At 57.9% G+C, this 18,551-nt stretch carries 18 protein-coding genes; 7 read left to right on the top strand and 11 right to left on the bottom strand.

The window, feature by feature from the left end; genetic code table 11:
* Window positions 1-23: 23 nt before the first annotated feature.
* From cydC to sohB, 7 genes are all read right to left on the bottom strand, one after another.
* On the bottom strand, window positions 24-1,736 hold the full coding sequence (gene cydC / locus IEX40_RS15800; RefSeq protein WP_188749996.1) for a thiol reductant ABC exporter subunit CydC: 1,713 nt from the start codon (window positions 1,734-1,736) through the stop codon (window positions 24-26).
* Entirely contained in the window at window positions 1,733-3,451 is a 1,719-nt protein-coding gene (gene cydD / locus IEX40_RS15795; protein ID WP_188749994.1) for a thiol reductant ABC exporter subunit CydD, read from the bottom strand. Before cydD ends, cydC begins: the two co-directional genes overlap by 4 nt.
* 32 nt (window positions 3,452-3,483) lie before the next feature.
* On the bottom strand, window positions 3,484-4,593 hold the full coding sequence (locus IEX40_RS15790; RefSeq protein WP_188749992.1) for a mechanosensitive ion channel family protein: 1,110 nt from the start codon (window positions 4,591-4,593) through the stop codon (window positions 3,484-3,486).
* Entirely contained in the window at window positions 4,590-5,606 is a 1,017-nt protein-coding gene (nagZ, locus tag IEX40_RS15785) for a beta-N-acetylhexosaminidase (protein WP_229680796.1), read from the bottom strand. Before nagZ ends, IEX40_RS15790 begins: the two co-directional genes overlap by 4 nt.
* A 7-nt stretch (window positions 5,607-5,613) precedes the next feature.
* The gene (locus IEX40_RS15780) at window positions 5,614-6,093 is read right to left on the bottom strand and encodes a L,D-transpeptidase (RefSeq protein WP_268235800.1); all 480 of its coding nucleotides are present in this window, start codon (window positions 6,091-6,093) and stop codon (window positions 5,614-5,616) included.
* A gap of 2 nt (window positions 6,094-6,095) precedes the next feature.
* Window positions 6,096-6,752 (bottom strand): TetR/AcrR family transcriptional regulator, encoded by a 657-nt coding sequence (locus tag IEX40_RS15775; protein ID WP_188749988.1) that lies wholly within the window; start codon window positions 6,750-6,752, stop codon window positions 6,096-6,098.
* Window positions 6,753-6,824: 72 nt separating this feature from the next.
* Window positions 6,825-7,889, bottom strand: coding sequence for a protease SohB (gene sohB, locus IEX40_RS15770; protein ID WP_188749986.1), 1,065 nt, complete (start codon window positions 7,887-7,889; stop codon window positions 6,825-6,827).
* A 104-nt stretch (window positions 7,890-7,993) separates the two neighbouring features.
* On the opposite strand from sohB, the gene IEX40_RS15765 reads away from it, so the two are divergent.
* Window positions 7,994-8,326, top strand: a complete 333-nt coding sequence (locus IEX40_RS15765; RefSeq protein ID WP_188749983.1) for an SCP2 sterol-binding domain-containing protein — start codon at window positions 7,994-7,996, stop codon at window positions 8,324-8,326.
* A 28-nt stretch (window positions 8,327-8,354) separates the two neighbouring features.
* On the opposite strand, the gene nudC is transcribed toward IEX40_RS15765, so the two are convergent.
* On the bottom strand, window positions 8,355-9,089 hold the full coding sequence (gene nudC / locus IEX40_RS15760) for an NAD(+) diphosphatase (RefSeq protein WP_229680795.1): 735 nt from the start codon (window positions 9,087-9,089) through the stop codon (window positions 8,355-8,357).
* Between the two features lie 270 nt (window positions 9,090-9,359).
* On the opposite strand from nudC, the gene nhaB reads away from it, so the two are divergent.
* Complete coding sequence (nhaB, locus tag IEX40_RS15755; RefSeq protein WP_188749981.1) at window positions 9,360-10,868, top strand: sodium/proton antiporter NhaB; 1,509 nt, start codon at window positions 9,360-9,362, stop codon at window positions 10,866-10,868.
* Between the two features lie 63 nt (window positions 10,869-10,931).
* Here nhaB and dnaQ read toward each other — a convergent pair whose 3' ends face one another.
* The 3 genes from dnaQ to IEX40_RS15740 are packed head-to-tail and all read right to left on the bottom strand — an operon-like array spanning window position 10,932 to window position 12,892.
* Window positions 10,932-11,651, bottom strand: a complete 720-nt coding sequence (dnaQ, locus tag IEX40_RS15750; protein ID WP_188749980.1) for a DNA polymerase III subunit epsilon — start codon at window positions 11,649-11,651, stop codon at window positions 10,932-10,934.
* Entirely contained in the window at window positions 11,648-12,088 is a 441-nt protein-coding gene (gene rnhA, locus IEX40_RS15745; RefSeq protein ID WP_188749978.1) for a ribonuclease HI, read from the bottom strand. Before rnhA ends, dnaQ begins: the two co-directional genes overlap by 4 nt.
* Before the next feature lie 15 nt (window positions 12,089-12,103).
* On the bottom strand, window positions 12,104-12,892 hold the full coding sequence (locus IEX40_RS15740; RefSeq protein WP_188749976.1) for a class I SAM-dependent methyltransferase: 789 nt from the start codon (window positions 12,890-12,892) through the stop codon (window positions 12,104-12,106).
* 172 nt (window positions 12,893-13,064) lie between these two features.
* On the opposite strand from IEX40_RS15740, the gene gloB reads away from it, so the two are divergent.
* From gloB to IEX40_RS15715, 5 genes are all read left to right on the top strand, one after another.
* Window positions 13,065-13,838 carry a hydroxyacylglutathione hydrolase gene (gene gloB, locus IEX40_RS15735; protein ID WP_188749974.1) on the top strand — a complete coding sequence of 258 codons (774 nt, stop codon included), beginning with the start codon at window positions 13,065-13,067 and terminating at the stop codon, window positions 13,836-13,838.
* 116 nt (window positions 13,839-13,954) lie between these two features.
* Window positions 13,955-15,334: a LysM peptidoglycan-binding domain-containing protein gene (locus tag IEX40_RS15730; protein WP_188749972.1), complete on the top strand. Its 1,380-nt coding sequence runs from the start codon at window positions 13,955-13,957 to the stop codon at window positions 15,332-15,334.
* 4 nt (window positions 15,335-15,338) lie between these two features.
* Window positions 15,339-15,611, top strand: a complete 273-nt coding sequence (locus IEX40_RS15725) for a hypothetical protein (RefSeq protein WP_188749971.1) — start codon at window positions 15,339-15,341, stop codon at window positions 15,609-15,611.
* A 40-nt stretch (window positions 15,612-15,651) separates the two neighbouring features.
* Window positions 15,652-17,457, top strand: coding sequence for an extracellular solute-binding protein (locus IEX40_RS15720; protein WP_229680794.1), 1,806 nt, complete (start codon window positions 15,652-15,654; stop codon window positions 17,455-17,457).
* Entirely contained in the window at window positions 17,457-18,551 is a 1,095-nt protein-coding gene (locus tag IEX40_RS15715) for a microcin C ABC transporter permease YejB (protein ID WP_188749969.1), read from the top strand. The genes IEX40_RS15720 and IEX40_RS15715 overlap by 1 nt, the downstream gene beginning before the upstream one ends.

Genomic DNA, 18,551 nt, shown 5'->3' with positions numbered 1-18,551 from the left:
ATAGCGCAAAGGATCACGCCGGCTCAAAGCGATTTGAGCTGGCTGATACGGCTGCCCGGGTCCTCGAGAAGCTGTTTGATATCCCCTCGCTCCAACACTCGCCCCCGGTCCATCAGCATCGCTGAATCAAAGCATGCAAGTGCTGCGGCATGGTGGCTGATCAACAGCACCGTCTGACCTGTTCGATACTGCAGTATCAGCTCCAGCACCGCCTGCTCGGTTTGCGGATCCAACCCCTCGGCGGGCTCATCCAGCAACAGTATCGGCGCCTCGCGCAGCAGCGCACGGCCCAGCGCCAAGCGCTTGCGCTGACCGCCCGACAGTCGCGAGCCAGCCTCGCCCACCTGGTAGTCCAACCCCTGACCATCCAGCGCAGCGGTCAGTTTCAATCGATCCAGCAGCTCGAGCATCTCCTGGTCGCTTGCGGTATCACGGCCTATTTTCAGGTTTTCGCGTATGCTACCGGCAAATAGCTGCACCGGCTGCCCCATCACACTGACCTGGCTGCGCAGAGCCTCCTCCGTGTATGCCCCTATCGGTTGCCCACCCAGCTCGATGCTGCCCGCATTCGGATCCCAAAAGCGTACCAGCAGGTTGATCAGCGAGCTCTTGCCACTGCCCGAGTGGCCCAACACCAATACTTTTTCGCCCGGCTCAACGTTAAACCCCACCTTATCGAGCGCGCGCCCCTGACCCCCATATCCAAACTCGACAGCCTCGAAACGGATAGCGCCTGGACGACTTGGCTCCGGCCCCTGCTGCGGAAACTGATGTTCTACCTCTTTTTCCGCCACACTGGCCAGTCGCGCTGCCGACTCCCGAGTTTTACCGAGATATTGATAGGCCAGCGGCAGCGGCATCACCGCCTCGAAGGCAGCCACAACACAGAACAGCAAAAAGACCAGCTCGATCGCCTGCAACTGCTGGGTCTGCACCAGGCTTACCCCTTCAATCAACACGGCAATCAGCGTGCCACCGGCAATCAGCAGCATCAGGCTGTTGACCAGCGCACTGGTTCGCCCCATCTGGGCCTGGGTCTCAAGATATGCATGCTGGGCCTGGTCGATCTGCGCTTGCGCGCGCGCCATACCACCATAGATGCGCAGATCCGCCATGCCCTGAATCAGGGTAACCAAACGAGTGCGCAGCCGGGCCTGACTCCGGGCCTGCTCCGCGCCCCGCTCGCCCCCTAGCCAATGACCAAGCATCGGTACCAGCAATCCCGCCGTCAGGTAGCCACAAAGCGCAATCAGCGCCAGGGATCCACTGAACAAGGAGATGAAGCCGCAGACAAGTGCTACCACGCACAGCGCAATCAGGGATGGTGACAGGATACGCAGATAGAGATTATCCAGGGCACCGATATCGGCTATCAGCCGGCTCAGCAGTTCGGCGGAACCTATCGCATTCAGCCGCGCCGGCCGCTGAGGCTCCATGTGCTGATAAAACCAGGTCCGCAGGCGCGCGATCAACCTGAACGTCGCTTCATGGGTTGCCAGACGCTCGCCGTAACGGCCCAGCGTGCGCAGAATGGCGAAGCCCCTGACCCCGGCGCCGGGCGTGAAAAAGTTGAAGCTGACGGCAACGCCTGCCAATGAGGTAGCGGTGATAAACCAACCCGAGAGCGTCAGCAAGCCGATGCTGGACAATAGCGTGACCAAGCCCAACAAAGATCCAAGCGCTACCCAGCCGATATGCGCACGCATCTGCCGTATATAGGGCCAGAGCAGCTTCATGACGACCTCCCACGCTCAATCTCGATAAGACGACCGTCGGCCAGCTCAAGCACTCGATGGGCATTGAGCTGTGCCGCCTCGCGATGGGTCAGAATCAACACGGTTCGCCCCTGGCTGAGCCGTGCCAGGGCATCCAGCACCAGGGTTTCGCTTTGCGCATCCAGATTCGCCGTAGGCTCGTCCAGCAGTAACAGCGGCGCATCCTTCAGGAACGCTCGAGCCAACGCGATGCGCTGGATCTGACCACCGGACAGCCCATGACCCGCCTCACCGACCTCGGTATCGAGTCCAGCCGGAAGACGGTCGAGAAACTCGACCACGTGGGCATCGACACAGGCCTGCATCAGCTCCCTGTCATCGGCATCCGCCCGCGCCAGCTTCAAATTATCGCGCAAGGTGCCGGCAAACAGAGTCGTCTGCTGGCTGACCCAGGCAATCGTCTGCAGCCAAGCGTCACGTTCCAGTTGGGCCAAGGGTTGCCGATTGACCAGCAACTCACCGCCTGTGACAGGATAAAAACCGAGCAGGAGATTCATTAACGAGGATTTACCCGCACCACTGGGGCCCCGGATCGCGACCCGCTCCCCCGCAGCCAGCTGTAGATTCAAGCCGTTGAGAACGGGTTGCTCGCGACCCGGGTAGGTCAGACTGAGATCTCGAAACTCGATCTCGACTGGTCCGGACTCCAGCCTAAGGCGCCCCCCGTCGACAGTATGCTCCACCTCATCCAGCAATGACTGCAAACGTTCGCTGGCCGCCATCGCCTCCTGCTTGGCATGGTAATGAGTACCCAACTCGCGCAACGGCAAATAAAACTCCGGTGCCAACAGCAGGATAAACAGCGCCTGATAGAGAGTGATGGAGCCTTGCCATGAGCCGAATTTCAGCTCACCGAGAAAACTGAAGCCCAGATACACTGCGGTTAACGCGATCGACACCGAGGCGAAGAACTCCAGCACTGCCGATGACAGAAAAGCCAGTCGCAACACCTCCATGGTGCGCACACGGAATGCCTCCGACACCTGCCCCAACACTCTCGCCTCACCTCGACTGCGCTGGAACAATTTGAGCGTCGCCAACCCTTGGACCAGATCGAGAAAATACGCCGACAGGTTGGCCAACGCTTGAAAGTTACGCCGGTTTGCCGCGGCCGCCTTTATCCCCACCAGCGCCATGAAGAGTGGCACCAGGGGTGCGGTGATCAGGAAGATCAGCGCCACCGCCCAGTTTTGCGGCAGGATAAACAGCAGGATCAGCAAGGGCAGCCCCAACGACAGCCACATCTGCGGCAGATAACGCGCAAAATAGCCGTCCAGAGCCTCAACCTGCTCAAGCAGCAGAGTGCTCAGATCGCCGGTCTGGCGGGCATGGCAGTACCCCGGCCCAAGCCGATCCAGCTTGGCCAAGAGCTCAGCCCTTAAGCGCCGGCGCACACCGAGCGAGGCACATAGCCCGCCCCACTCACGCAGATACCCCATCAGCGCACGCAACAGGACGGCCGAGAGTAGCAGAACGAAGGCGGTTCGGTACTCCTCGATACCGTCGCCGCCGGCAACAATACCGGAGATAATGACAGCCAACTGGTCGGCTTGCAGCACCATCGCCAGCCCTCCCCCCAGGCCAGCGACAACCGAGAGCAGCAACCAGTGCCGCTGGGCAGCGGCACAGGATTTCAACCAACGTGCACGATTACGGCTTTCAGTTCGCGATGTCACACGGGATTTCCTTTATGCTTAATCCCAGCCAATCAAGCCGATTCAACCAGACCCGGCACCTGCCCCTGCAGATGCACCGTAGTGGTCGGGAAGGCGATCTCCGCACCCAACTCATCGACGATATCGATGATTCGCAGCATCACGTCCTCTCGGATCTCCAGGTAACGCCCCCAATCGGTGGTATGGGTAAAACAGTAGATCATGATATCCAGAGACGACGGACCAAAGCGGTTCAGCTGGGTGAACAGCGTGCTGTTCTCATCGATCTCCGGATGCGCGACCAGCATGTCGCGAATCCGATCCACCACCTGCTTGACCACACCGGCATCGTCATACCGTACGCCGACGTACTCATAGATTCTACGGTTGGTCATGCGCGAAGGGTTCTCCACCGAGATACTGGCGAAGGTCGCATTGGGGATATACAGTGGCCGCTTATCGAAGGTACGGATAACCGTCAACCGCCAACCTATCTTCTCCACCACCCCTTCGATCTGCTTATCGGGAGAGCGTACCCAGTCACCCACCTTGAACGGGCGATCGAGATAGATCATCAAGCCACCAAAGAAGTTAGCCAGCAGATCCTTCGCCGCGAAACCCACGGCCAAGCCCCCGATACCACCGAACGCCAGAATACCCGAGATGCTATAGCCCAGGTATTGCATCAGCACCAACCCGGTCAGCACTACGATAATCAATTTAACCAGCTTGCAGATGGCATCCGCGGTGGTGCGATCGATGCTGGTATCGCGGCGCAATACTGCTTCTTCGGCACGCACCACAAACCGGATCAGCGCCCAACTCAACAGCAGGATGAATCCCACCTCGCGCACTCGCTTGGGCAGCTCACCCTCAACCATTTGAAGGTGCGGTGCAGACAGCTGTAACGACAGCGTCAGTGCGAGCATCAGGATCAGCAGAATCAGAGGGCGTCGCAGGGCGTCGATCAGCAGGTCATCCCACACCGGCGAGGTGCGCGCCAGCGTACTGACCAGCTGACAGAGGATTCGGTCGATAATCAGTGCCACTAACAGTGAGCCCAGCGTCACCAGCAACACCGCCAACTGCCAACGATAGTCCTGAAGTGAAGGAAGATAGGCGATCAAGGGGTCAAGCCAGTCGAATAGCGCTTGCTCGTTCACGCAGACATCCCCCCGCGCAACCGCTCGGCGATAGTACGCGCGCGCTGCAGCCTGGTTTGATCGTACGCGATGCCAGGCTTGGCCCGCATCCGCTCCAGACGAGGCGATGCGGCCGTTTTGGCGCCCTGCAAATAGTTCAGCACCTCCCGTGCCCCTGCCCGATGGTTGCAGACAAGCACCATATCGCACCCCGCTTGCAGCGCCTTCTCCGCTCGCGCCGGATACCCGCCGGCAACACTGGCACCCTCCATGGTCAGATCGTCGCTGAAGATCACACCGTCAAAATCAAGGCGCCCCCGCAACTGATCGCGAAGCCAGTACGTGGAGAAACCGGCGGGGTCTGTATCAAGCTGCGAATAGATCACATGGGCCGGCATGATCGCATCCAACCCCTCCTGGATCAGCCTGGCGAAAGGCTGCATATCCAGTGTTTCCAGCTGTTCCAGCGGACGCTCATCCACCGGAATCTCCAGGTGGGAGTCGGCCTGAACCCAACCGTGCCCGGGAAAATGCTTACCAGTAGCCGCCATACCCGCTTCATGCATCCCTGCCATGAAACAGGCCGCCAATTGGGCTACCGCGTCGACGGAGTCGGCAAAGGCACGATCACCGATCACGCCACTGCGCGTCCAATCGATATCGAGCACCGGCGCGAAACTGAAGTCGATATCAAACTGCCGCAGCTCGGCCGCCATCAGCCATCCCAGCTCGCGGGCATCATCCAGCGCCTGTTGAGCATTCAGCTGCCAAAGCTTGCCGAGCGACGCCATCGGCGGCAACACCGTGGCGCCGGTACGGATCCGCTGCACTCGCCCGCCCTCCTGATCGATCGCAACCAACAGGTCTGGCCGCACCGAGCGAACCTGCTTCATCAGCGCACGTAGCTGTTCGGGAGATGTGTAGTTACGGGCAAATAGAATCAGCCCACCAACATCCGGTTGAGCCAGCAACAGCTCCTCCTCGGCGGTCAGGGCCAGCCCCTCCAGGTCCAGCATCAGGGCTCCGATCGTCATAATGTCCTCACTCGTGAATATCGACAGGCGTGCCGGGAGAAACCAGTTCGAACAGTTCGATCAGGTCGCGATTGCGCATGCGGATACAGCCATGCGAGCGCGGTATCCCCATCGGTTCGCTGTCGGGAGTTCCATGGATATAGATATAGCGGCGCTGGGAATCGCAGTTGCCCAGCCGGTTAATCCCCGGCTCCCGCCCACAAAGCCATAGGATGCGAGTCAGTATCCAGTCCCGCTCAGGATGGGCTTTGGCAAGTTCGGGCGAGTAGATTTCGCCGGTAGCACGGCGACCTATGAACACCGCATTTTCTGGTTCACCTGTACCTATACAGGCACGGATGTAGTGTGCACCGCGCGGCGTACAGCCGCTGCCGTTGATCTCTCCAGGCCCGTTGGCAGCAGTGGATACGGGCCAGGAGCCCAGCTCCTCATCCCGCTCCAACAGGTACATCTGCTGTCGGGACAGAGAGATCTTGAGCCGTTTCACGGTCACACCTTGCAGAACCAGGTCGACTCGCCACGCGCCTGAAAGCCCGCACCGATTACCGGAATCATACGGTGCAGGGTACGCTCGATATCGGCCGAGGCCTCCGCTTCCTGACCGGAGAAAGCACTGAGTGTGGCGTAGTTGGACAGGGTGAATATCATGGCGCCAAGCAGAAAATGCATGCGCCAGAAAAACTCATCCTCCTCGACCGGGGCCGCATTACGCCGTACCAGCTCGATCAAGGGTCGAAACCGGTCACCGTAACCGTCGAGCAGAAAAGCCCGCAGCCCATCCTGACCCGGCGCATAGGCCAGGTCCAGCAAGCGCATAAACAGCGACAACGCGTGCGGATTGACCTCCTTCACCACCAACAGCGCCCGCATCAGGATCTCAAGCAGTTCTTCAACGCTGGGAAATTGATGGCCATCGATCTCCCGCTCGGCCAGCCGCTGCTCGAGCTGCTCGCACAGCGGCTCAAGAAAGCGTTGCGCGACTGCTTCGATCAGCCCGTTTTTAGAACCGTAATGGTAATTGACGGCAGCCAGATTGACGTCCGCGCGTGCGGTGATCTGACGCATCGTGGTTTCTATGAATCCCTGCTCGGCGAACAACTCCTCGGCCGCCAGCACGATCCGTGTCGCAGTATCCGATTCCTGCATTTTTCCCCTCACTTCAGTCCCAGCCCTTTTATCGGTGGCCATACTGCACCACTCCCGATACTCCAGACAGCCTCAACGAGACCAGAAACGGCTGTTATACAGCCGCTGGGCAAAGCGGTTAACCGTGCGATCGGCCACCTGAACCGACAGCTCGCTCAAGCGCTCCTGCAACCCCTTTTTCAACTCATATCGAACATGATAGACATCGGCGTTTTCGCACGCTTCGAACAGGTAGTCATCGCTCGTACCCAGGCCATCAACAAGCCCCATATCCAGCGCACGACGCCCGAACCACACCTCACCGGTAGCGATCTTGTCCAGGTCCAGTGCCGGACGGTACTCACGCACGAACTCCTTGAACAGGCCGTGAGTGTCCTCCAGCTCCTCGATAAACTTCTTCCGCCCATGGTCGGTGTTCTCACCAAACAGCGTCAACGTGCGCTTATACTCACCGGCGGTGAAGATCTCGTAGTCAACGTCATGTTTTTTCAGCAACCGGTGGAAGTTCGGCAGTTGCGCGACGACACCAATGGAGCCGACCAGAGCAAAGGGAGCCGCGATCAGCTTGTTGCCGATACATGCCATCATATAGCCACCGCTGGCCGCGACCTTATCAACGCAGATTGTCAGCGGTATTTCACGTTTACGAATGCGCTCGAGCTGCGAGGCTGCAAGGCCATACCCGTGAACCAGGCCACCGCCGCTTTCGAGGCGCACCACCACCTCGTCCTCCTTGCGCGCCAGTGTCAACACCGCGCTGATCTCCTCGCGCAGCCAGTCGACCTGAGACGCATGCAGGTCGCCGTCGAAATCAAGCACGAAGATGCGCTTACGCTCGGCTGCAGGCTCCTCGCCTTTCTTTAACGCTTTCTTGCGCTCTTTTGCCTCGCGCTTGTCCGCCTTCTTCTGCTCTTTATGGAGCTGTTTTAAACGCTGTTCGTCAAAAACCTCATCTTCTATATCCTGCTGCATCTCTTCGAGATGCTGATTTAGATTTTTGACTTCGACATGCCCCTCACGTGCCTCCCGGCGCCTTGCCACCAGAGACCCCACACCCGAAAGAACAAGCAAAATGCCGATAATAACGGTCAATGTCTTGGCCAAAAACAGGCCATAATCAGCAAGAAATTCGGTCACAATTCTCTCCTGTCACGCAGCACCCGGTATTAGCGCTGCGGGGGCGCGTACTGTAACATAACATCCGATTAAAACACCGTTTTAGAGCAGGGTTTCCCCCATTCATGAGCACCGTCATCACTGTAGAGCAGATCATCGAAAAGCTGCCGTCCCGCTTCAATCCCGAACACGCGGGAGACCTAAAGGCGACTTTTCAGTTCCAGGTCAGCGACGCCACTCCTTTCTACATCTCTATCGCCGACCGGCAGTGCGAAGGGATAGCCGGCGAGCACCAGGATCCTGATATAACCCTGCATCTGAACGAAGCAACCCTGATCCGCGTCGTGACTGGCGAACAGGATGGCATGAGTGCGTTTATGAAAGGCCAGCTGCGCGCAGAGGGCAACGTCATGCTGGCGACCCGTCTCAGTAAGCTGTTCAGCGGCCACAAGCGATAACACGCGCAACAGCCGAGAACATCAGGTTTCAATGGCGTCCGGCGATGAAGCGTTCGATCAACAGTCGAGAGATCGCAAAGCGCGGCGGCAGATCCGGCAGCTCTTCGCGCGAAAACCATCCTGCTTCGGTGATCTCAACGCCATCGGGCTTCAACTCGCCACCGGCGTAGTCCGCGAAGAAACCAAGCATCAGTGAATGGGGAAAAGGCCAGGCCTGGCTGGTGACATAACGTATATTGTTCACCTCGACACCGACCTCTTCGCGTATCTCCCTTGCCACCGCGGCCTCAGCGCTCTCGCCCGCCTCGATGAAACCAGCCAGGGTGCTGAATCGGCCGCGCGGGAAGCGTGGATTGTGCGCGAGAAGACAACGATCGCCGTCGACCACCAGCACAATGATGCAAGGCGAAATTCTGGGATATACGCTCAGCCCACAGGAGTGACAGACCTTAGCCAACTCGACCGCATCCACCTCAACCGCCGAACCACAGTGACCGCAGTAACGGTGCCGATCATGCCAAACGGCGATTTGAGCGGCCCGTGCAAGCAGACCAAATCCGGCCTCATCGGCTTGCGCCAATTTGCTTCGCAGATCCAGGGGTAACAGCCCATGCAGGTCGGAGTTGGCAACCAGCAGACTCACCCCCTCCACCACCTGATACAGTGCCTCACATCCCGCTTCGCTGATCGGCCGTTCGCCGAACAGCGGTTCAGAAAGTCGATCTGACAGCAACTTTCCTTGATGGCTTACCAGATATTTCACTACACCTCCTATATCGCCCCGCGACAAGCTGCGACTTCCGCGATCTGCAATCTGCTGCTAGGATTGGGCCGCTCTGACACAGACGCCAGTAGAAACTTCACCATTATCTGACGTGAAGCACCGCTCTGACGTCGCCCCGCGAAGGATACTCACCCCTCAGACGTGAGATATTTCCAGCCAGGGCTGCTCGCAAAGTTCATGAGGCCAACTAAAGCAATTACAAGATCCTCATGCAGAGCATTTCAGATAAAGCTAAGGAACCCATACCTGATGAGCCAAACCCTGACACAGGCGTTCACGCGCAATTTTCTAGGCAACTCGCCAACGTGGTACAAACAGGCAGTTGTCGGATTTCTGATCCTAAACCCCATTCTGCTTTACGTGGCTGGACCCGCAGTCACAGGTTGGCTGCTGATCTTCGAGTTCATATTCACCCTGGCGCTGGCACTGAAGTGCTACCCCTTGCAGCCGGGTGGATTATTGGCCATTGAAGCAGTGCTGATAGGTTTAGCATCACCGGAATCCGTTTATCATGAAGTCGCAGGCAACCTTGAGGTGATCCTGCTATTGATGTTCATGGTAGCAGGGATCTACTTCATGAAAAGCATGCTGCTTTGGGTATTCACCCGCATCCTGCTAAAAGTGAAGTCAAAATCAACCCTGGCCCTGCTGTTTTCCCTTTCAGCAGCGTTTCTATCCGCCTTCCTCGACGCACTGACCGTCACGGCGGTGCTGATCAGCGTGGGGGTGGGATTCTATGCCGTCTACCATAAGGTTGCTTCAGGAAAGCAGATGGAACTGGTCGAGCATGACCACTCCGACGATGGCGAAGTTCAGGAGGATAAACGCAGCGACCTCGAGACATTTCGCGCCTTCCTCCGCAGCCTGCTGATGCACGGAGCTGTCGGCACCGCACTCGGCGGCGTCTGCACGCTGGTCGGTGAACCGCAGAATCTGCTGATCGCCCAGAAAGCAGGCTGGGATTTCGTGGAATTTTTCAAACTGATGGCACCGGTGACCATGCCGGTCCTCGCGGCAGGCCTCGTCACTTGCGTGCTATTGGAGAAGACAAGGATTTTTGGCTACGGTGCTCGCCTGCCCCGTTCGGTCCGTAACATCCTGCTCGAATATGCATTGCAGCAGGATAAAAAGCAGACCAAGCGCGACCATGCGATTCTCATCGTGCAGATCCTCGTGGCTATTTTCCTGGTCCTGGCTCTGGCCTTCCATCTGGCCGAAGTTGGACTTATCGGCTTGACCGTTATCGTCCTGCTGACGGCGTTTAATGGCATCACGGAAGAGCATCAGATCGGTCATGCCTTCGAAGAGGCACTGCCGTTCACCGCCCTGCTTGTGGTGTTCTTTACCATCGTATCCGTCATCCACGAACAGCATCTTTTCCAGCCGATCATCCATGCGGTTCTGGCGATGGAGGAAGCGAAGCAACCCGGCTTGTTCTTTATTGCCAACGGCGTACTTTCAGCAATCAGCGACAACGTGTTCGTTGCGACGGTGTATATCAACGAAGTTGTCGATGTTTACAAGAGCGGCAGTATCAGCCGCGAGCATTTTGACAGTCTGGCGATTGCGATCAACACCGGCACCAACATTCCCAGTGTGGCGACCCCCAACGGGCAAGCCGCATTCCTGTTCCTGCTCACATCGGCACTGGCACCATTGATCCGTCTGTCCTATGGTCGCATGGTATGGATGGCTCTGCCCTATACGGTGGTCATGAGTGTGGTCGCCTTCACCATGGTGCTGGTAGAGCTACACTAAAGACTCCAGCGCTCATAAAAAAACGCGGGCTATCCCGCGTTTTTTTATGCTATTCAGACCACTTTACTCTGCAGTAGTACTACGCCACACACAGCTACCGCCCACCTTCTTATCCAGCAGATTCAGGAACGCCTCATGCTCCGCCTGCTCGTCGGCACTGGCTCGCACCACCGCCAGATCATCTGCGCCTTCTACTCGACGCAGAGGCTCGCCACCACCCTCGTCGCCGCCACTGCCCTCCTGGCCCAACTGTAGCGACGTCTGACCACCGGTCAGCGCCAGGTAGACATCTGCCAGAATCTCCGAGTCGAGCAAAGCGCCGTGCAGCTCTCGATGGGAGTTATCGATCTCGTAACGTCGACACAGGGCATCGAGATTGTTTTTCGCGCCTGGATGTTTGCGACGGGCCAGAGCAAGCGAATCGGTTATCGTGCAGATATCGGCCATCCGCTCGGTATAGCCGTTACGCTCTAACTCCTTGTCGAGGAAGCCTACGTCGAACGCCGCGTTGTGGATGATAAGCTCAGCACCCCGAACAAAGTCCAGAAACTGGTCGACGACATCGGCAAATGAGGGTTTGTCAGCCAAAAACTCGTTGCTGATCCCATGCACCGCCATCGCCTCGGCATCCACCTCGCGATCGGGTCGAATGTACTGGTGGTAGGTATTACCGGTGACCCGTCGTTTCTCCATCTCGACACAGCCGATCTCGATAATATTGTGCCCTTCCTCCGGCTCGAGACCCGTGGTCTCCGTATCCATCACGATCTGCCGTGTACTCATCGCTTACCAAACTCCTCTACGCCCCTGTTCGCCAACTGATCGGCGCGCTCATTCTCAGGGTGGCCGCTATGGCCCTTGACCCACTCCCAGCTGATTTGGTGCTTCGACACCAACTGATCCAGCAACTGCCAAAGATCGGCATTTTTGACCGGCTGGCGCGAAGCGGTCTTCCACCCCTTGCGCTTCCAGCCCGCCAGCCACTCGGTGATTCCCTTGCGCAGATATTCCGAGTCGGTAGTCAGTATCACTTTGCATGGCTGGTTAAGTGCCGACAGCGCCTCTATCGCGGCCGTCATCTCCATCCGGTTATTGGTGGTGTGCGGTTCACCGCCATACAGCTCCTTTTCATGCGTACCGCTACGCAGGATAGCACCCCAACCGCCAGGCCCGGGATTCCCCTTACAGGCACCGTCGGTAAATATTTCAACCGCTTTCAAAACGTTACGTTCCCTTTATTTACAAAGCTTACGGCGCTGCTCTCGCATATGACCACGCGCCGTGGGTTTTGGCTCGATTACCGGCAAACTGATCAATTTACGACGCCAGGGAGTGCGCAGCGGCGTCATACCCGGCACATCCTTGCGCGCTACGACAAGCAGCGCCGCACCGGAGTGGGCGGGCGCCCGCTGGGCCAGCGCGCGCAACCAGGCAGAGCGCTGCCGACGCCGAAGGCTTTCGAAGGGCGGCATGTACAAGCCGGACAGCGTTCGCACCTCGGTCAACTCCAGCAGCCCCAGCCAATCCTGCAGGCGACCGTGGCGGATGAAATGAGCGGACCAGGGAACCTGTTTGCGTCTGCGCAGGTAGCGGGCGATGCCCCAGAGGCTCGCCGGGTTGAACCCCAGAATCACCATATGTCCGCCAGGCCTTAGCACCCTAGCCGCTTCGCGTAGCACCTGATGCGGGTTCTCGGCAAAGTCGAGCGCATGGTGCAGCAGCACGACATCCATGGAGTCACTCTGCACCGGCAGCTCACTGTTCGATGCCACGATAGAGCGCTTTTCCATCCCCAACTCCAGACTGGGTCCGAGCAGGATTCGGTGGGGTACCGGGCTCGCAGCGAACATGGGCCTGCGGCTATCAACCCCTATCTGTAGCAGATGGTAGCCAAACAGCGTAGGCAATACCTGCTCCAGCAATTGCTGCTCTACCTCTATCAACTCTCCGCCCAACGGCGAATCGAACCATTGCATGATTGCCGGGGTCAACTGATTGATATTGAGGGCTTGATGGAAGGTCATATCCACTCTGGCTTAGCAAACACACGATTAACAACATCTGTCATTATAAAGTACCCTGAGCGTATACAAGTCTATAGCGTCCGGGCCGGCTCTTAAACACCGGGACCGAATTCTGGCAGATAATAGAACACCAACCTGGCAAGACCAGTTTTATCAGCAAGAGGCAGCGAGCATGTACAGCGTAACGCCCATTCCAGCATTTCGTGACAACTATATTTGGGCTCTGCAGGGCGACCAGCCAGGTCTGGTCGCCGTAGTTGACCCCGGCGATGCAGCGCCGGTTGAACGCTACCTTGCGCATCACGCACTGTCGTTAGCGGCAATCCTGATCACCCATCACCACCCGGATCATACGGGAGGTGTCGCCGAGCTCACTGCACAGCGAGACATTCCCGTATACGGCCCTGAGAACTCACCGTTCGGCGGTATCACTCAGCCACTGCATGACAAAATGCATATCGAGCTGCTCGGTCACTCCCTCGAGGTCAGAGCCGTCCCGGGTCATACCCTTGACCATATCAGCTACTTCCAGTCCCTGGATCAGCCCCAACTCTTCTGTGGCGACACCCTGTTTTTGGCCGGTTGCGGGCGACTGTTTGAAGGCACTGCGGCGCAGATGCACGATGCGATGAACTATTTCGCCTCGCTACCCGAATCCACCCTCGTCTACTGCACGCATGAGTACTCGCTATCGAACCTGATGTTCGCCAAAGCTGTGGAACCGGATAACTCGGCGATTGACGACAGCATCGAGCAGTGCCAAAAGATGCGGGAGCGCGACCTGCCCACGCTACCCTCAACCATCGGCAGTGAAAAACAGATCAACCCCTTTATGCGCACAGCACAACAGAGTGTAATTGCTGCCGCCCAGACCCAAACCGGCACTGCCCAGTCGGACCCTGTCAAGGTACTGGCGACTCTGCGTGAATGGAAGAACCGGTTCTGAGCCTTATTTAGCGATCAATTGATTCAGACAACACCCCATCCCCGGCTTAAGTTTGACGCAAAAGTGACACACCCATAAAATGCGGCAGATTATTTTACATTTCAGGGGATTGGGGTTTGAAGCCAGGCATATACAAGGCAGTGGCCACACTTGTTTGTGGTCTGATACTGGCGGGTTGTCAAACAGCAACGACCAAAACCCAATCGCAAAGCCTTACCGCGACCGGAGATGATCTCGCCCAGGCCGAGAGCGTTGCGCAGTGGCGCCAGAGCCACCGCAAGATTCAGGCAACGGCACCTCCCGCAGACAATCCACCTCAAGACCTTTGGTCACTGACACGGCAGAATCTGAGATTGGAATCTCAGATCGACCAACAGCGTGTCGACGATCAGCTGAAATGGTACCTGAAGCATAGCCGCTACATGGCACAGGCTTCCGAGCGGGCTGCGAGTTACTACTATTTCGTATTGAACCAGGTACTCGATCGCAACCTCCCTGCCGAACTCGCTCTACTACCCTTCATCGAAAGCGGCTACAACCCGCAAGCGGTTTCTCCCAGCCATGCCGTCGGGGCCTGGCAATTCATACCCAGCACTGCTGCACTGTTCGGCCTGAAGAGCAACTGGTGGTATGACGGACGCCGGGATATCCTGCAGTCAACCGAGGCCGCTCTCGACTACCTGGAATATCTCAACGAGCGCTTCGACGGTGACTGGTTGCTGGCGCTGGCAGCATACAACTGCGGTGAGGGCTGCGTCTCCCGCGCCGTCAAGCGTAACGCCAGCGCCGGCAAAGCAACCGACTACTGGCATCTGTCGCTGCCCCGGGAAACACGCCGCTACATCCCCAAGCTGATCGCAGTAGCTAGGCTGGTCAAGAATGCCGATCAGCTCGGCATCGAGCTGCCCAAACTGGATAATACCCCCTATTTCGCTGTCGTCGATATTGATGGCCAGCTCGATCTCGCCAAAGCCGCCAGCCTGTCCGGCGTTGAGCTAGACGAGATCAAGCGGCTCAATCCTGGATTCAGCCGCTGGGCTACCGATCCTGAAGGCCCCCACCGCCTGCTGGTACCGGTCGCCAATGCCGCGCGGCTGCGCGAGGGCCTGAACAATCTACCGGCGTCTGAACGCGTACGCTGGGCTCGATACCAGATTAGATCCGGCGACACCCTGTCCGGGATCGCCGCACAGTTCAAGACCAGCGTCGCGGTTATACGCACAAGCAACAAGCTCAGCTCAAATCGCATCCGCGCCGGCAAGACACTGCTGATTCCCTCACCAGGCGCCACCTCCACGACCGTTGCCGTCCAGCAAGCCGAGCAAGGCAAGCCTCAGGTACACCGCGTCAGCAGTGGCGATAACCTTTGGAAAATCGCACAACGCTATGGCGTAAGCACCGAGCAACTGGCAGACTGGAACAGCATCAGTGATGTCCGCAGCCTGCGCCCCGGACAAGATCTGATACTTTATCCAGAGAGTCGTGATCCGGGTTGAACCAATGGACCAGCTCAGTCTGTTTATCATCGCCGTTTCGGTCGTGCTCGCGGTGGCGTTCAAATGGTATCTGTTTCGACGCATCCAGCGTTGGATCGATCAGGACCTGATACGCGGACTCGCCGGGCAGGACATGCAACTGCACTCACAGCTGATGGCAACCGACCTGTCGCTGCGTGAGGCAGGGATCAAGCGCGCCGAACGCCACCGCAGGCTTGAACAGCTGGCCCATAATTTTGAACCGGAGCACCAAACGACTGTCTCACCTGATCAGTAAGAACCCAACTGCAAACAGCTGATATTACAGGGAGTATGCAGTGCCTCATCGTGAATTTCGCTCCGCCTTTCGCACGCTGGTTATCTCACTGACCCTGGCCTTTTCCACGGCCTCACTCGCCGACGATATGCCACCCGCCTCTCATGGTATCGCCATGCATGGTGATTTGAAGTACCCTGCCGACTTTACCCACTTCGACTACGTCAACCCTGATGCCCCCAAGACCGGCACGGTCAAGCAGTGGGCATTCGGCACCTTCGATAGCTTCAACCCCTTTATCGTCAAGGGGACTGTCGCAGACGATATTGGCCTGATCTACGACAGCCTGACCACCAAATCTCAAGATGAACCCTTCTCCGAATACGGCCTGCTGGCAAAGGCGATCTACGTTCCGGAAAGCCGTAGCTGGATAGAGTTTGAGCTGCATGAAGAGGCCCGCTTCAGCGACGGTAAACCGGTACGGGCCGAGGACGTCGTCTATACCTTCAAACTGCTTCGCGAGCAGGGAAGTCCCTTCTATCGTGCTTACTATGCCGGTATCAGCAAAATCAGCGCACTGAGCGAAACGCGGGTTCGCTTCGAATTCAGCGATAGCGAGAACCGGGAGCTGCCATTGATCGTTGGCGAGGTGCCGATCCTGCCCAAGCACTATTGGGAAGGGCGCGATTTCACCAAACCCGGCCTGGATATCCCTGTCGGTTCCGGGCCCTATGTTATTGCCAGCTTTGATGCCGGGCGCACGGTAACGTTCAAGCGCAACCCCAACTACTGGGGCGCTAACCTGCCTGCCAACAGAGGCCGCAACAACTTTGACGTTATCAGCTACGACTATTATCGCGATGCCACAGTGGCGCTGGAAGCGTTCAAGGCTGGTGAGTATGACTTCCGCCAGGAAACCAGCTCCAAGCAGTGGGCCACAGGCTACACCGGCGCCCCCTTCGACGATGGCCGTATCATTAAAGAGCTGATCCCCAACGAGAACCCCACCGGCATGCAGGCATTTGTCATGAACACCCGCCGCGCCCAATTCAGCGATGCGCGAGTTCGTGAAGCTCTGGCCTACGCCTTCGACTTCGAGTGGACCAACCAAAATCTGTTTTACGGCGCATACACCCGCAGCCACAGCTTCTTCTCCAACTCCGAGATGGCCGCAACGGAACTGCCGACCCCCGAGGAGCTGAAGATACTCGAGCCGATCCGTGACCAGGTGCCACCGGAGGTATTCACCCAGGTCTACCGCGCACCGGAGACCAACGGCGACGGCCAGGTGCGAAGCCAGCTACGCAAAGCCCTCCGCCTGTTGCGCGAGGCCGGCTGGGAACTCGACAACGGGGTGCTGAAAAACAGTACCGGCGAAACATTCGACTTTGAAATTCTGTTGGTGCAAAAGGAGTTCGAACGTGTCGTCGCCCCGTTTATCCGCAACTTGGAGCGCATGGGTATATCCGCCCGCATCCGTATCGTGGACGTATCCCAATACATCAACCGTATCCGCCAGTTCGACTTCGACATGGTCGTCAGTAGTTTTGGTCAATCCAACTCACCCGGAAACGAGCAGCGCGAATATTGGCATTCCAGTACCGCCGATCAACCCGGCAGCCGCAACCTGATCGGTATCAAGAACCCAGCTGTCGACTACCTGATCGAGCAGATCATCCAGGCACCCGACCGGGAACAGCTGGTGCTGCGCTGCCGCGCCCTTGACCGCGTACTGCAGTGGAGCCACTACGTGATCCCGCAATTCCATATCAGCGCCTACCGCGTCGCGTACTGGAACAAGTTTGCCATGCCGGAACAGCGCCCCCGATACAGCCTCGGTTTTGACACCTGGTGGATCAAGCGCTAATGGCCGCCTATATACTGCGGCGTCTGCTGCTGATGATCCCGACCCTGTTCGGCATACTGCTACTCAACTTCGTAGTCATCCAACTAGCTCCAGGCGGACCGGTCGAGCAGACCATTGCCCATCTGCAGGGAATTGGCGTCGGCGCCACCAGCCGCATCGGCGCCGGCCCTCAGTCGGATACCGCAGCCGCCCCGGATAGTAGCAACGGCAGCGGCTATCGCGGCGCGCAGGGCTTACGCCCGGAACTTATCGCGCAGATCGAGCAGATGTACGGCTTCGACAAACCGGCCCATGAGCGTTTCTTCAAGATGCTTAAGGACTACCTGAGCTTCGACTTCGGGCGCAGCTTCTTCAGCGATAAAACCGTGGTGGAGCTGATCATCGAAAAGATGCCGGTCTCCATCTCGATAGGCCTCTGGACCACCCTATTAACCTACCTGATCTCGGTACCGCTGGGCATACGAAAAGCGGTGCGCGATGGCTCCACCTTCGACGTCTGGACCAGCAGCATGGTCATCATCGGCTACGCGATACCCAACTTCCTGTTCGCCATTCTGCTGATCGTGGTGTTCGCCGGTGGCACCTACCTGGAGTGGTTCCCGCTACGCGGGCTGACCTCTCCCGGTTTCGACGAGATGAGCCTGGGTGAGCAGATCGGTGACTATTTCTGGCATATCAGCCTGCCGGTTTTTGCTTCGGTGGTCGGCAGCTTCGCCACCCTGACCATGCTGACCAAGAACGCCTTTCTCGATGAGATCCACAAGCAGTATGTACTGACCGCACGCGCCAAGGGCCTCAGTGAATCCGGCGTACTCTACGGTCACGTGTTCCGCAACGCCATGCTGCTGATCATCGCCGGGATGCCGGCAGCGCTGATCGGCATCTTCTTTACCGGCTCCATGCTGATCGAAGTGATCTTCTCGCTCGACGGCCTTGGCCTGCTCGGCTACGAAGCGGTGATCAACCGAGATTACCCTGTCATCTTCGGCACCCTCTATATATTCACCCTGATCGGCCTGATCATGAAGCTGATCTCCGACCTCACCTACACCTTCGTCGATCCACGTATCGATTTCGAGAGTCGGGAGGTATAA

The sequence above is a fragment of the Marinobacterium zhoushanense genome, from assembly GCF_014641945.1.
Classification (GTDB): domain Bacteria; phylum Pseudomonadota; class Gammaproteobacteria; order Pseudomonadales; family Balneatricaceae; genus Marinobacterium_D; species Marinobacterium_D zhoushanense.
This window is presented reverse-complemented; position numbering and strand designations above follow the sequence as displayed.

Bases quoted from the DNA above. Each gene is read 5' to 3' on its own strand.
- cydC (WP_188749996.1), bottom strand. From the start codon at position 1,736: ATGAAGCTGCTCTGGCCCTATATACGGCAGATGCGTGCGCATATCGGC.
- nagZ (WP_229680796.1), bottom strand. From the start codon at position 5,606: ATGACGATCGGAGCCCTGATGCTGGACCTGGAGGGGCTGGCCCTGACC.
- IEX40_RS15775 (WP_188749988.1), bottom strand. From the start codon at position 6,752: ATGCAGGAATCGGATACTGCGACACGGATCGTGCTGGCGGCCGAGGAG.
- IEX40_RS15765 (WP_188749983.1), top strand. From the start codon at position 7,994: ATGAGCACCGTCATCACTGTAGAGCAGATCATCGAAAAGCTGCCGTCC.
- nhaB (WP_188749981.1), top strand. From the start codon at position 9,360: ATGAGCCAAACCCTGACACAGGCGTTCACGCGCAATTTTCTAGGCAAC.
- dnaQ (WP_188749980.1), bottom strand. From the start codon at position 11,651: ATGAGTACACGGCAGATCGTGATGGATACGGAGACCACGGGTCTCGAG.
- IEX40_RS15740 (WP_188749976.1), bottom strand. From the start codon at position 12,892: ATGACCTTCCATCAAGCCCTCAATATCAATCAGTTGACCCCGGCAATC.
- gloB (WP_188749974.1), top strand. From the start codon at position 13,065: ATGTACAGCGTAACGCCCATTCCAGCATTTCGTGACAACTATATTTGG.
- IEX40_RS15725 (WP_188749971.1), top strand. From the start codon at position 15,339: ATGGACCAGCTCAGTCTGTTTATCATCGCCGTTTCGGTCGTGCTCGCG.
- IEX40_RS15715 (WP_188749969.1), top strand. From the start codon at position 17,457: ATGGCCGCCTATATACTGCGGCGTCTGCTGCTGATGATCCCGACCCTG.